At 63.9% G+C, this 15,725-nt stretch carries 8 protein-coding genes and 1 other RNA gene; 4 read left to right on the forward strand and 5 right to left on the reverse strand.

Going from position 1 to position 15,725, the window contains the following annotated elements; translation table 11 throughout:
• Positions 1-103: 103 nt before the first annotated feature.
• Positions 104-178, reverse strand: a non-coding RNA gene (locus tag ACD584_RS14100) — sX9 sRNA.
• A gap of 367 nt (positions 179-545) precedes the next feature.
• Between ACD584_RS14100 and yjjJ the strand changes: the two genes are divergently transcribed.
• Positions 546-1,922, forward strand: a complete 1,377-nt coding sequence (gene yjjJ, locus ACD584_RS14105) for a type II toxin-antitoxin system HipA family toxin YjjJ (protein ID WP_076037310.1) — start codon at positions 546-548, stop codon at positions 1,920-1,922.
• Between the two features lie 71 nt (positions 1,923-1,993).
• Here the strand turns inward: yjjJ and ACD584_RS14110 are convergent, their stop codons facing one another.
• Positions 1,994-4,882 (reverse strand): TonB-dependent siderophore receptor, encoded by a 2,889-nt coding sequence (locus ACD584_RS14110; RefSeq protein WP_076037311.1) that lies wholly within the window; start codon positions 4,880-4,882, stop codon positions 1,994-1,996.
• A gap of 435 nt (positions 4,883-5,317) precedes the next feature.
• On the opposite strand from ACD584_RS14110, the gene xopX (ACD584_RS14115) reads away from it, so the two are divergent.
• Both xopX (ACD584_RS14115) and xopX (ACD584_RS14120) read left to right on the forward strand, forming a co-directional pair.
• Positions 5,318-7,291, forward strand: coding sequence for a XopX family type III secretion system effector (xopX, locus tag ACD584_RS14115; protein ID WP_070689541.1), 1,974 nt, complete (start codon positions 5,318-5,320; stop codon positions 7,289-7,291).
• 374 nt (positions 7,292-7,665) lie between these two features.
• Positions 7,666-9,780: a XopX family type III secretion system effector gene (gene xopX / locus ACD584_RS14120; RefSeq protein ID WP_076037312.1), complete on the forward strand. Its 2,115-nt coding sequence runs from the start codon at positions 7,666-7,668 to the stop codon at positions 9,778-9,780.
• Between the two features lie 239 nt (positions 9,781-10,019).
• Here the strand turns inward: xopX (ACD584_RS14120) and yghX are convergent, their stop codons facing one another.
• From yghX to ACD584_RS14135, 3 genes are all read right to left on the reverse strand, one after another.
• On the reverse strand, positions 10,020-10,907 hold the full coding sequence (gene yghX / locus ACD584_RS14125) for a YghX family hydrolase (RefSeq protein ID WP_006451548.1): 888 nt from the start codon (positions 10,905-10,907) through the stop codon (positions 10,020-10,022).
• Between the two features lie 342 nt (positions 10,908-11,249).
• Entirely contained in the window at positions 11,250-12,893 is a 1,644-nt protein-coding gene (groL, locus tag ACD584_RS14130; protein ID WP_023902681.1) for a chaperonin GroEL, read from the reverse strand.
• 145 nt (positions 12,894-13,038) lie between these two features.
• Entirely contained in the window at positions 13,039-13,326 is a 288-nt protein-coding gene (locus ACD584_RS14135; protein WP_040940519.1) for a co-chaperone GroES, read from the reverse strand.
• A gap of 272 nt (positions 13,327-13,598) precedes the next feature.
• Here ACD584_RS14135 and ACD584_RS14140 point away from each other — a divergent pair, with 272 nt between their 5' ends.
• On the forward strand, positions 13,599-15,389 hold the full coding sequence (locus ACD584_RS14140) for an endonuclease (protein WP_076037313.1): 1,791 nt from the start codon (positions 13,599-13,601) through the stop codon (positions 15,387-15,389).
• The last annotated feature ends 336 nt before the right edge of the window (positions 15,390-15,725 follow it).

The following is a 15,725-nucleotide window of genomic DNA, read 5'->3' on the forward strand; positions in this document are numbered from 1 at the left end:
GCGCAGCACTCCACGTCGCATCATTCGCCCAGGAGGGCCACTTCCCATTGCGTGTGGCCTGCGCAAGCTGGATGCAGATCGGACGCAATGTGCGACTTAGAGTGGCTAACAAAACGTAGCGCGCAGCCGTCAGGTGGGCGCGGACGGCGCGGAGGAACCGGAGTGTACGTGGGTACATAACGATTCCGAGCACCGGCCGCGCCCGCCTGGCGGCTGCGCAGTCGTTTTGATAGCTGCTCTTAGTCAGCCTTTCGTGGAGCATCGAGCGCGATAGACGCTACGAAGCGCTGGCACGATCACCGTGCGGATTGATGCCGGTCCGCCGCAAGTTGCACCTTCGCGCCGGAGGAAACCCCCGGACACCGCCACCGTTCGCCTTGGTCCATCCTTGGATATGCTCAAGGAGCTAGCGACGTCAGGAATATCGTTTCATTTTCCAGGGCCGGAAAAGCGGAAACTGAACATAAAACCCTTACAGATCAGTTGACCGTAGAATTTCTTACGGCTTAGTATCGTTTCAGACATCGTTTCAAAAGCTGCGTTTCATGCCCCGTATAGCTGCAGTAGAACGCCTGATCACCACGCTGCGCGTCAACGGCCCCATGCGTGGGGCCGAGTTGGCGGTGCGCGTGGGCGTGAGCCGGCCGACTCTGTCTCGCCTAGTCGCAGATGCAGGCCCTGCGGTGCTGCGTTATGGCAGGGCGCGCAGCACCGGCTATGCGGCCACCGGTGAACTGCGGGGCGAGCGTATGTGGCCACTCTATCGGATTGATCACGATGCCCGCGTCATACCGTTGGGCCAACTATTGGCACTCCACAACGACCACTTCTTTGTCGAACTTTTGCAGGACAACCCCGTTCTATTGCGTTCGCCATTGGACACCGGCGTGTTCGCATCGCTACCCTGGTTTGTAGACGACCAAAGGCCGCAGGGATTTCTTGGTCGCAATTTGGCACACCGTATTTCTGCGCCGTTGCGCCTTCCGGACAACTTGGCGCTGTGGTCGCCCAGGGACAACCTTGTGGCCATGCTGTCGGTTGGTCACGACCAGCCTGGCGATCTGCTGATCGGCGAGCGCGCACTGGCTCTGGCTTTGGCGGCGATCGAACAGCCTGAAGTTATCGCCACGCAGGCACGCACCGAGGAATATCTCAGTCGCGCCGAAGCTGCATTGCGCGGCGAGGCCGTTGGCTCGTCTGCCGCCGGCGAACAGCCGAAGTTCACCGCAGTGCTGAAGGAACACGGCGCGTACCGACCTGTGATCGTCAAGTTCACCGATCAGATCGATCAACCCACCGGCCGGCGCTGGGCGGATCTTTTACAGATGGAATGGTTGGCCAGCCAGATTCTCGTTGCTGGCGGCATCCCTGCTGCGGCAACGCAGGTACTGCAGGCAGGCGGGCGCGTCTTTCTCGAATCGACACGCTTCGATCGGACTGCTGCGTTAGGCCGACGCGGATTCGTCTCGCTGATGTCGCTGTTTGCGTCCTTTTATGGCGACGCAAACGTCAGCACCTGGCGAACACTTGCTCCACTACTCAAACGCGATGGCTGGCTGAGCCCGGAAGACGCCGAGCGCCTGGAAGTGATCAGCTGGTTCGGGACCCTCATCGGCAATACCGACATGCACCTGGGCAATGCCGCACTGGTACTCGCCGATACCCTGCCCCTGCAGCTTGCCCCGGTGTACGACATGTTGCCGATGGCGCTGCGCCCGGCATCCAGTGGCGAAGTCGTGCACAGAGACATCGAGATTCCGCCGCCTACCGTGGATCAATTCGCGCAATGGCGGCGCGCTGCCGGAATGGCCGAGCAGTTCTGGCAACACGCGATCGACGACGACACTCTGAGCGAACAGATGCGCAGCATTGCCACGCGCGCGTTGGCAAGCTTGCGTCGAACCGCATCACGCCTTGCCTGACCATGTGGCATCAACACCGCACCACACGCCGCGGCGCAATACCGTGACGTGCGATGCGGCACCACCTTCACTCAGAACGTAAATACGTATTCCGCCGCTACTTCGCGGCCGACCGGGTTGAACAGCGTGGTGTTGTAGAACCCGTAGCCGTAGAAGCGCTCCTTGTTCTCGTAGCCCACCTCGTTGAACACGTTGTTGACGTAGAAATTGACCTTGGCGTGGTCGGTGATCTTGTAGCCGGTGCTCAGGTTCCAGTAGATCGCCGGTCCCACGCGGCCGAAGTAGCGCTTGCTGTTTTCGCCCAGATGCACGTTGGCGGTATCGGTCACCAGGCATTCGTCGGCGGCGCTGGGCTGGTAGCCATCGTCGAAGCGTGCGCAGGTGCCCCAGTTGACCGCACGCATCGAGCCGAGCCGGCGGAAATACACCGTCCAGTCCCAGGCGCCGCCGTTGTCCCAATGCATGCTGCCACGCACGCGGCTGCGCACGCGTTCGTCGCGGCGGTTTTCGTCGCTGTCGGTGCGGTAGATCTGCTCGCGGTAGGCGATCAGCGTGTTGTAGTCCAGCGACAACTGGAAGTTGCCCCAGCCGGCGGTGCTCAGGCGATATTTCAACGACGCATCGATGCCGGAGGTTTCCATCTGCGCCAGATTGATCGGGCCGCGCTCGATGCTGGCGATGGTGCCGTCGGCATTGCGCAGCACGCGCGAGGTGATGGTGTCGCAATAGCCTGCCCCGCCCGGATTATTCCAGGCGCCACCACTGACCGTGGTGCCGGTGCGGCAGCCGGCTTCGGCCGACAGGATCTCGTCGCGATCCAGGTCCTTGATCATTTCCTCCAGTTGGATGCGGTAGTAATCCACGCTCAACGACAGGCCTTGCGCGATATCCCACACCACGCCGCCGGTGAACGAACGCCCGGTTTCCGAGCGCAGATCCGGCGTGCCGCGGCGGTTTACATCCACGGTGTAGTAGATATTGCTGTTCTCGTCGTTGCAGCTGCCGGTGAGATACGCGCCGGAGGAAATGCAGCGGTATTGGTCGATCACCGTCTGGTTGGTGGAGCTGGGTTCGCCGAGCACGTAATGCATGTCCGGTGCGCGGAAGCTGGTGGCCAGCGTGCTGCGAAACAGCAGGCTATCGACCGGGCGCCATTCCAGACCCGCGCTCCAGGTGGTGTCGCTTTGCGTGCCGACATCGGTGGCGATGGCGGCCGATGAGCGATAGTTGCCATAGCGGTCGTAGCGACCGGCCACATTCGCGCTCAACGTGGACAGCAACGGGATCTGGAATTCCAGGCCGGCCGAGCTGCGCAGGCGTTCGCCGCCCCCACTGTCCACTACATCGACCGGATAGCATTCATTTGCACAGGGGTCGGGCGATAACTGATACCCCTGCTTGGCCACTTCGGCCACCGTGGCGAAGCGGATCGGACCGGCCCAGCCCTGCACCAGATCGCCGCTGAGGCTGAAACTGGCCTGATTTACCCATGAATACGCCGAGTTATGCGATTTGGCGACCAGCGCGTCGTACTCGTTCGACGACAGCGGCGCATACAGCCGCGCTTCGTTGATCGCGTAGATCGATGTGCCATCGGCGGCGGTGCCGATGGGACTGCCGAGAAAATAATCGGTCGCGCGCGCGGTATCCACGGTGCGGATGTATTCGTCGACGGTGTACCGCGAGCGGCCCACGCTCAGTTCCCAATCGAAACGGTCGGCCCACACGCCGCGCAGGCCAGCGCTGAGGTCCCAGGATTGTTCCTTGTTGTAGTTGGCCAGGCGGTCCCAGCCACCGGCCTCGCGGCGCGTCATCTGGCGGATCGCATACAACGAGCGGCCGGTGTCGGCATCCTGGAACGGACCCAGATACGCGTACGGCGGGTCGTAGGTCCAGCGGCCGATGCTGCGGTTGGCCGAGAACGTGGCCCAGGCTTCGGTGTGCTCGCCGAAGCGCCAGATGCCGTAGAGATACGCCGAATAATCTTCGCTGCCGGTGACCAGGCCCCAGTCCGCGTAATCGCGCGCCATGCCGCAATAATCGCCGGCGTTGGTGAGCGCGCCGGCGTTCTGGTTGTAGGCCAACCGCGAGGCATCGACGAATTCGCCACCGAAGCGCGCGCAGGTGCCCGCTGGCGGCGCCAGGCGTTCGTTGGTGTTGGCATCGACCAGGCTCAGGCCGGTGAACGGGTTGAACCCGTACAGGCGGTTCTGTCCGGTCCAGTTGGAATAGGACATGTCGTCCGAATCGTCCATCTGTGCGCGGTCGCGCCCACTCAGTGGGTCGCGCCGGGTCGCCTGCAGCGCGTAGGTGAGGCTCCAGTTCTCGCCGGTGCGCCCGCCGGCCCACGACACATCGAAACTGTCGCGGCCGCCCTCGGTGGCGGTGCCGCCGCGCAGGCGCACCTGGTCGCCCTGGTAATCGCGCTTGAGGATCACGTTGACCACGCCGGCTACGGCATCGGAGCCATAGATCGCCGAGGCGCCGCCGGTGAGGATCTCGATGCGCTCCACCGCGGCGGAGGGAATATTGCTGTAGTTGGAGAAGTTGCTTTCGCCGCCGTAGGGCAGCGGGTAATCGGCCACGCGGTGGCCGTTGACCAACAGCAAGGTGCGGCCCGGCCCCAGGTCGCGCAGATTGATCGGCGAGGCATTGGGCGTGTGCGATCCCCACTGCGTGTCGGCTTCCACCGAGCCTTGCTGGTTCATGCTGTTGAGCACGTCGTAGACGGTGGCGAAGCCTTCCTGCTGGATCTGTTGCGCGGAAATGGTGACCACCGGCTGCGCACCTTCGACCTGCGCGCGCTTGATGCGCGAGCCGGTGACGCTGACCGCATCCAGCGTGGAGGTGGCGCGCGGTTGATCGGGCTCGGATTGCTGTGCAGTGGCCGATTGCGCGGCGGTGGACAGGGCAAGCGACAAGGAAATCGACAAGGCAAGGCGATGACTGCGGCAGTTCATAAGATCCCCGGGAGAAGCCGGACGTGGCCGGCGTGGCGTTCCACTGCAACGACGCCTGCGAGCGATGCACTGCATCGCCGCCGCCCTGTCCGATGGCCCCCCGACCGTTCGGCGCAAGCGCCTGCCCTGCGACGCTAGGGTTGTGATGACATCGGTGTCAACACGCTGACATGCATATGTGATGGCCAGCTCAAAACAACCCATTCGATGCTGTCCTGCAGGCGTCTGATCGGATCACAGCGTTCCCATCCATGCGCAGCTGGCAGCACCGGAATCACTACGTTGGAGCGTCGCTACCGTTGTCACCGCCTGGTTGGGCACTTCCGGTGGCAGCGCGCCAGTTCGCATATCCGGTTGAGCCAGGTGCTCGCGCGCGGATCATGAAAGAACACCAAACACCGCGATTTGGTGTCCCCCACCGAACGGAGATATCCGATGGAGATCAAGAAAGCGCAGTTGGCAGGCCCGTCCTCGCCAGCCGAGTTGCAGAACGCACGCAAGCACGATGAAGGTATCGTGGAACTGCAACCTGCCGCATCGCCGACACACTCCCCGGTCAACCCGGTGCTATCCGAACTTGCCCCGCGCAGCCGATCGGGCAGCTCATCTGCCACATCGGCTACGGCGACTATCACCGCGCACGTGAAGTCCGCATTGGCAAACGGCGTCCGCCACGCATCCACCGCTGTATCGCGAGCCGCGTCCGATCTGTGGTCGCTCTCCGACCTGCGCACGATGCTGCAGATGCACGCAAACGATCCCGCATTTCTGGCGATCCTGCGCGGCAGCGATCCGGAACAGGCCACGCAACACACCTTGGCGTCTTGTAGACAGCAAATGGAGGAGCTCGGCGAGCTCATCAAAAATACAGAAGGGCTGGAAACACATCAGGGTAAGCAGTTGCTGGGCGACATCAAGGCGGTAATGAACGCCCTGCAGCCGCTCGACCACGCCACACCGGCCACCTCACGTGTATTGAAGTCGATCGGCAATCTCATCAATTTCTGGCCGGTCGTGGTTCCCAGCCCGCTGATGGGCAAGCAGGCAAAAACCTTCGCCTTCACGATGTCCACGGCCACTAAGGGCGTGCTTGCGATGTCGGCCTCGGCGCTGCGCCCCAGCGCCGACGGCTTGCCGTTTCCATTCGCCGGAGGCCAGCTAGGGCGCGACGCGAACGAAATGCATCTCTACAACGTGCTGATCAACACGCTGTTCCTCACCACCGAACTTCCAAAGAAATTCGGCGATCAGGCGTTGCGCAGAAACGCCGAGGCGGTCAGCCAAAGTGTGGGATATGCCGCAGGCATTTCAGTGAGCTTCACGGCGATTATGTTGACCCCATTTCTGTGGAGCAGCCTCAGCAAACTCGGCAACACGATGCTGGACAACACGGCGCGCCTGGGCGCGGCCGCAGCACAGGCAGCGGGACTGAACAACCAGGCGCAGCAACTGCGTGCCCGCCTGACGCCTGCCCGGATCAATCAAGAGGTGCGCTTGCAGCTGCAGGAAATCCGCGAACAACTGGACGCCGCCTGCGACGCCTTTCAGCAGGCGCGCAGAAGCTTCGTCCATCAGGATGGAGGGCGGGAACTCACCAGGACGGTGAATGCGCAATGCACGCACCTGCTGGAAACCTTGGACATGTGCAGCAAACGACTCGCCAGCGTGCTGCATCTGGATGGCAACCAGACGCCAAGTCTGCCGCGCGAACTACGCAACCAGGATGTCTCCTCCAAGGTGGCACTGATGATACTGGCCACTGCGGTGACCGGCTCGACCATCTACCTTGTCCAACCGGATCGGTTGGGCACGATCAATCTGCTAAGCGACACCTGCATCGTCACGGCCGTGATGGCGCAATCGGTATGGAACAAGCAGGCCACGCGGCAGGACGCAATGGAACGTTTCAAGGGCATGTGCGGCGGCAGCATGGTCATCGCGCTTGCGCTGGGCGCGGAGAAATTGTCCAAGACGTTCGCCGACAAGAGCCTGATCGAGTCCTCGCCCAACGCGCAGTTTTATGCCGGCGCCGTCATGTCGCTGATGGCGGTAACGATGCCGGGTCCGATCGCACGCGGCGCTGAGTTGGCGATGAATTTCGCAGGAAGCAGACTTAAGCGCCTGTTCACCGGACCGGAGGGCACTCCGCTGGCAACCAGTGCTCCCTCCTCTGTCGAAGAACTGCAGGAGAGGACGCGGACCACGTTGGCGTATCTGATGAGCCTGACACCGGAAGAGTTGGATCAGTACGAGCAGATCGCGGGGGAATCCATGCTGCAAGCGATCCAGGAAGCCGGCGACGCGGCGCAGGCCGGGCCCAGCAGCAGCGTCACCATCACCGAGATCGATGACAGCCAACCCGCCCCGCGAACAGAGGCCGGGAGCGCGGACCCGCCGCGCTCCGGCTGAGGGCCCCGCGCGGAAGGTCCGGTCCCGGCAATCGCGGCCAAGCCTGTAGCACCAGCCGCGCGGCATGTCGCGGGATGCGTGTCGGTCACTATGATGTCAACACCCCGACATAAATACGTGGCACCCGCCTCAAAATAGCCCATTCGATGCTGTGCTACAGGTGTGTGATCGGATCACAGCGTGCCCATCCATGCGCAGCTGGCGGCACCGGAATCACTACGTTGGAGCGTCGCTACCGTTGTCACCGCCTGGTTGGGCACTTCCGGTGGCAGCGCGCCAGTTCGCATATCTGGTTGAGCCGGGTGCTCGCGCGCGGATCATGAAAGAACACCAAACACCGCGATTTGGTGTCCCCGACCGAACGGAGATATCCGATGGAGATCAAGAAAGCGCAGTTGGCAGGCCCGTCCTCGCCAGCCGAGTTGCAGAACGCACGCAAGCACGATGAAGGTATCGTGGAACTGCAACCTGCCGCATCGCCGACACAGCCCCCGGTCAACCCCGCGCTATCGGCACTTGTCCCGCGCAGCCGCTCACGCACTTCGTCTGCCAGTTCCGCGCCAACGTCGCCCGTGGAGCCATCCTCGCCCGCACCGCAGGCGTCACACTCGGCACGGGCGACTGCTCTATCCACTGCCAAAACGCTTACCGCGCGCGCGAACTCCGCGCTGACAAGCGGCGTCCAGCATGCATCCGCTGCAGTGTCCAAGGCCGCTTCTGATCTCTGGTCGCTGGCGGATCTGCGCACCATGCTGCAGATGCATGCAGACGATCCCGCATTTCTGCAAATGGTGCGCCACACCGATCCGGAACAGGTCGCGCCGCACAGCCTGGCCGCGTGCCGCCAGCAGATCACGCAGCTACGCGGCGCCATCGAATCTGCAACCGGTCTGGAAACACGCTTTTGTCAGCAATTGCTCAGCGACGTCAAAGCCGTGGAAGATGCGCTGCAGCCGCTGGAGCATGGGACACCTGCAGCAGGGAGGGCGCTGAAGTCGCTGGCCAATCTGGTCAATCTCTGGCCCCTGGTGGTACCCAGTCCGCTGCTCGCCAACCAAGCCAAGACTTTTGCCTATTCCATTGCTGCAGCAACCAAGGGCGTGATGAGTCTATCGGCATCGGCGCTGCGCCCCACCGCCGATGGGCTTCCGTTCCCGCTGATGGGCGGGCAGCTGGGGCGCGAAGCCAACGAAATGCATTTCTACGCCATCCTGCTCAACGGATTGTTTCTCGCCACCGAACTGCCAAAGAAATTCGGCAACCCGTCCATGCGACAGCAGGCCGAAGCGGTGGAAAACAACCTGGGATTTGCCGCGGCCGCATCCACGGCCTGCACAGCGATGGTGCTGACGCCCTTTCTCTGGAACAGCCTCAACGCGCTCGGCAATCGAATGCAGCATGGCGTCTCCCACCTGGGCGCGGGTATCGCGGACCGTGCCGGCCTTCAGACGCAGGCTCAGCGGTTGCGTGCGCGCCTGACGCCCGGACAGATCAGCCAGGAACTGCGCACGCAACTCAACGAGATCTGCGCCGCTCTGGAGCACGGCCGCGACGCTTTTCAACAAGCGCGCCGAAACTTTACCGAACCCGGCACAGGGCACGAACTCACCCGCACGCTCAATGCTCAATGCACGCATCTGCTGGAGACGCTCGATCAGTGCAGCAAGCGCCTGAGCACTGCGCTGCAAGTCGACCAGGACCAGCCAGTCACCATCCCGCGCCAACTGACCAACCAGGATTTCTCTTCCAAATTGGCATTGGCATTGTTGGGTGCCGGCGTGACCGGGCTGACCGTCTACCTGATCCAGCCGGATCGGATCGGCACGGTGGACCTGCTGGCCGACTCGGCCGTGGTGACGACCGTGATGATGCAGTCGGCGTTGAACAAGCACGCGACCCGCCAGGACACGATGGAGCGCTTCAAGGCCATGTGCTCCGGCAGCATGGTCATGGCACTGGCGCTGGGTGTGGAAAAACTGTCCAAGACGTTCGCAGACAAGAGCTTGATCGAAGCATCGTCCGCATCGCCCTACTACGCAGGCGCGATCATGTCGCTGATGTCGATGACGATGCCTGGCCCAATGGCGCGTGGCGCGGAACTGGCGATGAACTGGGGCGGGCGTCAGGTCATGCGGGTGTTCAAGGGGCCCGATGGCACTCCGCTCGCAACCCGCATGCCGTCCTCGCCCGAAGAGCTGATCCAGACCGTACAAGACACGGTGAATTATGTGGCAAGTCTGTCGCCGGAACAGGCGCAGCATTACGAGCAGATGGTTGGAGATATCGCGCTGCAAGTGATCGAGGACGCGGGCGCGGGTGCGGAGACCAGGCCCGGCAACAGCGTCACGATCACCGAAATCTCCGAAGTCACCGAGATGGACGAGGCTGCCGAGGTCGCGGTACAGACCGCCTCCCCGGAACCGGAAGCGATTGCGCAACCGCACCCACTCAGCCATGACGCAACACTGCGCACAGCGGGCTCGCCCTGACATTGCAACCGACCGCAATGGGCTGCCAGCACGCACCTGCGCTGTAGTGGAGCGCACACACAAGACCCCGCCTTTGGGCGGGGTCTTGTGTGTGATGCAACAGCCAACACCAGGGCTTCGCCACGCGCGATCACCCCCGACCCGCTCCGAACCCCGGCCAGCGCTAGCGTCAGGGCGCACTGAGGCGCGCTCGCCAACGGCGCGTAATCGGCGACACTACAACGACCGCACCGACCCACTCACACCAGGTATCGCCGGAACCACGCGATGGTGCGATCCCAGGCCAGGGTTGCGGCCGCCTTGTCGTAACGCGGCGTGGAATCGTTATGGAAACCGTGGTTGGTCCCCGCATACACGTAGGCCTGATAGACCTTGCGCTGCGCCTTGAGCGCGGCCTCGTACGCCGGCCAGCCGGCATTGACGCGCTCGTCCTCTGCGGCGTAATGCAGCAGCAGTGGCGCGCGGATGCGGGCGACCTCGGCATCGGTGGGCTGACGGCCATAGAACGGCACCGCCGCCGCCAGCTCGGGATACGCCACCGCCGCCGCATTGGCTACGCCGCCGCCATAGCAGAAGCCGGTAATGCCCACCTTGCCGGTGGTGCGCTCGCGGCTCATCAAAAACTCCACTGCGGCGAAGAAATCGTTCATCAGCTTGGTCGGGTCGACCTGCGCCTGCAGCGCGCGGCCCTTTTCGTCGTTGCCGGGATACCCACCAACCGAACTCAGGCCATCCGGTGCCAGCGCGACAAAGCCGGCCTTGGCCACGCGCCGCGCGACATCTTCGATATACGGATTGAGACCGCGGTTTTCGTGCGCCACCACCACGCCCGCCACCGCGCCGGTGACCTTGGCCGGCCGCACCAGATAGCCGCGCACCTGGCCATGGCCGTTGGGCGAGGGATAGGTGATGTACTCGGCCACGATGTCCGGGTCGGTGAACTCCACTTGCGTGGCGAGCGCGTAGTCGGGGCTCAGCGATTCCAGGATCGCCGCCGCACTCAACCCGGCCACCGCGAACGCAGCGGCGCGGTCGAGAAAATCGCGCCGACTGAGTTTGCCGTGCACATAGCCGTCGTACAGCGCGAGCAGATCGGGGTGGAAATCCTGGGCGGTCAGACGACGCATCGGCGTTCTCCTGGAGATGGCTGGACTGCGACGCGGGTGCAACCACACGCAGCGCAGAGAGCGGCATCGCCTACGACACAACACCGCATCCAGCCGAGCATGCCGATGCGTCTGCAGCGGCGCAAGCAAGCCTCGTTCGTAATGCGGCAACAACCCGGAAGATCACCACGGCATGCCCAACGCGATCGGCTAGGCCTCACCAGCGCAAACGGACTCCTACAACAGCGCGTGCAGCCCATGTCGTGATTTCAGCGACGCATCGACCTCCCCACATATCGACGCCCACAAAAAAACCCCGCCTTTCGGCGGGGTCCTTTGTGATGCAACAACCGAGTGGCTGGATCAGAAATCCATACCGCCCATGCCGCCCATGCCGCCACCGCCGCCCGGCATTGCCGGCTCGTCCTTCTTCGGGGCATCGGCCACCATGGCTTCGGTGGTGATCATCAGGCCGGCGATCGAGGCTGCGTTCTGCAGCGCCGAACGGGTGACCTTGGTCGGGTCCAGGATGCCGAACTCGACCATGTCGCCGAACTCGCCGTTGGCCGCGTTGTAGCCGTAGTTGCCGGTACCTTCCTTGACCTTGTTCAGGATCACGGACGGCTCTTCGCCGGCGTTGGCCACGATTTCGCGCAGCGGGGCTTCCATGGCGCGCAGGGCGATCTGGATGCCGTGGGTCTGGTCTTCGTTGGCACCGGTCAGGTTGCCGACAGCCACCAGCGCACGCACCAGGGCCACACCGCCGCCCGGGACCACACCTTCTTCGACGGCTGCACGGGTGGCGTGCAGGGCGTCTTCGACGCGTGCCTTCTTTTCCTTCATTTCGATTTCGGTCGATGCGCCGACCTTGATCACTGCAACGCCGCCGGCCAGCTTGGCCACGCGTTCCTGCAGCTTCTCACGGTCGTAATCGGACGAGGTGTCTTCGATCTGGGTCTTGATCTGGCCAACGCGGGCCTCGATCGTGGCCGAATCGCCGGCGCCGTCGATGATGGTGGTGTTCTCCTTGGAGACCTGCACCTTCTTTGCGCGGCCGAGATCCTTGATCGTGGCCTTTTCCAGGGCCAAGCCCACTTCCTCGGAGATCACGGTGCCGCCGGTCAGCACGGCCATGTCTTCCAGCATCGCCTTGCGACGGTCGCCGAAGCCCGGTGCCTTGACGGCCACGACCTTGACGATGCCACGGATGGTGTTGACCACCAGGGTCGCCAGCGCTTCGCCTTCGACTTCTTCAGCCACGATCAGCAGCGGCTTGCCGGCCTTGGCCACGCCTTCCAGCACGGGCAGCAGGTCGCGCACGTTGGAGATCTTCTTGTCGTGCAGCAGGATGAACGGGTCGTCCAGATCGGCCGACTGGCTCTGTTGGTTGTTGATGAAGTACGGGGAGAGGTAGCCGCGATCGAACTGCATGCCCTCGACCACGTCCAGCTCGTTTTCCAGGCCCGAGCCTTCTTCAACGGTGATCACGCCTTCCTTGCCGACCTTCTGCATCGCTTCGGCAATGATGTTGCCGATCGACTCGTCCGAGTTGGCCGAGATGGTGCCGACCTGGGCAATCGCCTTGTCGTCGGTGGTGGGCTTGGAGATGTTCTTCAGCTCGATGACGGCGGCCTTGACGGCCTGGTCGATACCGCGCTTGAGGTCCATCGGGTTCATGCCGGCGGCCACAGCCTTGGCGCCTTCGCGGATCAGGGCCTGGGCCAGCACGGTGGCGGTGGTGGTGCCGTCGCCGGCGTTGTCGTTGGTGCGCGACGCGACTTCCTTCACCATCTGCGCGCCCATGTTCTCGAACTTGTCAGCCAGTTCGATTTCCTTGGCGACGGAGACGCCGTCCTTGGTGATGGTCGGTGCGCCGAAGCTCTTCTCGAGCACGACATTGCGGCCCTTCGGGCCCAGGGTTGCCTTCACGGCATTGGCGAGAACGTTGACGCCACGCACCATACGGGTACGCGCATCTTCACCGAAACGAATGTCTTTAGCAGCCATTAGTTGAAACTCCGGAAATTGGGAATGGGGAATGGGGAATCGGTCAATCAAAGGCGGATACCGGGGCTGGGTGGGATGGCGAGGGCGTTGGCTGCTCTACCGATTCCCGACTCCCTACTCCCGATTCCCAGCGCATAGCGCCTGATCAGTCGATGACCGCCAGGATGTCGTCTTCGCGCAGCACCTTGTACTCGACGCCTTCGGACTTGTAGCTGCTGCCGGCGTACTGGCCGTAGATGACCTTGTCGCCAACCTTGACCACCGGCGCGCGCAGGCTGCCGTTGTCCAGGGGCTTGCCGGCGCCGATGGCGACGACTTCACCCTTGGTGGACTTTTCCTTGGCGGAATCCGGGATCACGATGCCGCCGGCGGAAACTTCGTCGGCTTCGATCGGCTTGACTACAACGCGGTCGTGAAGCGGCTTGATGCTCATAGAGAAAGACCCTCTTAAGTGATTGATTGGTCTGGAAATTATCGGCGATGTTAGCACTCGCATGTGACGACTGCCAGCACAGCGCGCGGAAAAAACCCGACAAAGCGGGTGCGGGCCAGAGATTGTGCTGGGCGCGCGGCTTTCAAGGGCCAGGCGCAAAATTTTTTCGCTGACGCACCCATGCGCGGTAACGAAATGGAACCAGGTACCAACGATTGTCATGCGTTGGTTCTACAGTCGGGACCGCATTCCCCGATCACAAGGAGCTGTCGATGAGGTTGCCGTCCCGAGTTGTGTCCCTGCGCTGTGCGCTCCCCCTGGCCTGCGCCGTGGCGCTGGCCGCTCCCTCCGCGCACGCGGCGGTGTTCATCAACGAAGTGCACTACGACGACGCGGGCGCCTCCGGCGACAGCGGCGAAGGCGTGGAAGTGGTGGCCACCGCCGGCGAGTCGCTGAGCGGCTACCGCATCTATCTCTACAACGGCAGCGCGCCCAGCGCGGCGGTGAGCTACGCCAACACGGCGGTACCGGCCGGCAGCGTGGTCAGCTGCGGCAGCCAGGTGCGCATCGCCACGGTCAGCTACGCCAGCAACGGCGTGCAGAACGGCCCCAACGACGGCGTGGCACTGGTGGACCCGAGCGGGCAACTGGTGCAGTTCCTCAGCTACGAAGGCGCCATCACCGGCAGCGGTGGCCCGGCCGCCGGCGTCACCAGCCAGAACCTGCCGGTGAGCGAGAGCAACAGCAGCGCGGTGGGCAGCTCGCTGCAATTGACTGGCACCGGCAGCAGCGCGGCCAACTTCAGCTGGGCCGGTTCGTCGGCGCAGACCTTCGGCGCCTGCAACCGCGGCCAGACCTTCAACGGCAGTGGCGGTGGCGGCACCACCGGCGCACCCACCATCACCAGCACCACGCCCACCCAGGGCGCCACCGGTTTCCCGGCGGCGGGCGACCTGACCGTGGGCTTCAGCGAGGCGGTCACGTTGAGCAGCGGCGCGTTCGCGCTGAGCTGCGCCAGCTCCGGCACGGTGGCGCTGAGCTACCCGACGACTGGCACCCGCTTCACCCTGTCCACCAATACCGCCCTGGTCGGCGGCGAACGCTGCACCCTGGCCATCACCGCCAGCGCCATCCGCGACGCCAGCGGGCTGAGCCCGGCCGGCAATCAGTCGATCGCCTTCACCGTGGCCACGGCCAGCGGCGGCGGCACCGGCTACTACTCGCGGGTGAACACCACCAGCCCCAGCCAGCTGCGCTGCTCGCTCAACGCCACCATCCGCGGCCACACGGTCTACCCGTACAGCGGCACCGGCACCAGCACCTGGACCATCCTGGAGATGGCCGACGAGGACCCCAACAACAGCGGGCGGATCCTGGACGCCTATCGCAACCGTAGCTACGCCAAGGTCAGTGACCGGGCCGGCACCGGCAGCGGGCTCACCTACAACCGCGAGCACACCTGGCCCAACTCGCTGGGTTTCGGCAGCGCCACCGGCGACCGCGGCCTGCCGTACGCGCCCTACACCGATACCCACATGCTGTATCTCACCGACACCACTTTCAATGCCGACCGCGGCAACAAGCCCTATGCCGCCTGCACCAGCAGCTGCGGCGAGCGGGTGACCGAGGTCAACGACGGCAGCGGCGGTGGCAGCGGGCGTTACCCGGGCAATTCCAACTGGGTGCGCACCCCCGACGGCAACGGCGGCACCTTCGAGGTGTGGGGCCGGCGCAAGGGCGACATGGCGCGCGCGGCGATGTACATGGCGATCCGCTATGAAGGCGGCACTGACGCGGCCACCGGGCAGTCCGAGCCGGACCTGGAGCTCACCGACGATCGCAGCCGGATCGTGCAGACCTCGGCCTCGCCGGCCTACATGGGCCTGCTGTCCACGCTGCTGGCCTGGCACCAGGCCGACCCGCCGGACGACGCCGAACGCGCTCGCAACCAGGTGGTTTTCAGCTTCCAGGGCAACCGCAACCCGTTTGTGGATCACCCGGAATGGGCCACCTCCAGCCTGTTCTCCTCGGCCAAGCCGGCCAGCTGCCAGCTGGCCAACTGATCCACCCCGGCCCGGCGCACGATGCGTCGGGCCGGTGCGATGTGCGCCCGGCGGCCAGGGTTCCGCCGGGCGCGCATCACTGGGACATCGGCGGCGGCGTGCCTGGCGTGGCGCCGGTTTGGGTTACGTCGCCGGTTCGAAGTGCAGTGGTGTTTTTGCTGGGCGACGCAGCCCGCCTTGTCATCGTTTGTTGAGCACAGCGGCGGCGGCCTGGTCTGCGGCACACCAAAACACGCGCCCATCCACACGCAATCTCCCTGGACGGTCTGGCCACGAAGGCCAGGCCTGGCCAGCAGCGCAACGCCCTGCGTCGGCAGATGACCGAATGTATGCGCC

The sequence above is a fragment of the Xanthomonas sp. NCPPB 2922 genome, assembly GCF_041520885.1.
Taxonomy (GTDB): Bacteria; Pseudomonadota; Gammaproteobacteria; order Xanthomonadales; family Xanthomonadaceae; genus Xanthomonas; species Xanthomonas campestris.

Excerpts from the sequence above, each read along its gene's own strand:
- yjjJ (WP_076037310.1), top strand. The coding sequence starts at position 546 with ATGCCCCGTATAGCTGCAGTAGAACGCCTGATCACCACGCTGCGCGTC.
- ACD584_RS14110 (WP_076037311.1), bottom strand. The coding sequence starts at position 4,882 with ATGAACTGCCGCAGTCATCGCCTTGCCTTGTCGATTTCCTTGTCGCTT.
- xopX (WP_070689541.1), top strand. The coding sequence starts at position 5,318 with ATGGAGATCAAGAAAGCGCAGTTGGCAGGCCCGTCCTCGCCAGCCGAG.
- xopX (WP_076037312.1), top strand. The coding sequence starts at position 7,666 with ATGGAGATCAAGAAAGCGCAGTTGGCAGGCCCGTCCTCGCCAGCCGAG.
- yghX (WP_006451548.1), bottom strand. The coding sequence starts at position 10,907 with ATGCGTCGTCTGACCGCCCAGGATTTCCACCCCGATCTGCTCGCGCTG.
- groL (WP_023902681.1), bottom strand. The coding sequence starts at position 12,893 with ATGGCTGCTAAAGACATTCGTTTCGGTGAAGATGCGCGTACCCGTATG.
- ACD584_RS14135 (WP_040940519.1), bottom strand. The coding sequence starts at position 13,326 with ATGAGCATCAAGCCGCTTCACGACCGCGTTGTAGTCAAGCCGATCGAA.
- ACD584_RS14140 (WP_076037313.1), top strand. The coding sequence starts at position 13,599 with ATGAGGTTGCCGTCCCGAGTTGTGTCCCTGCGCTGTGCGCTCCCCCTG.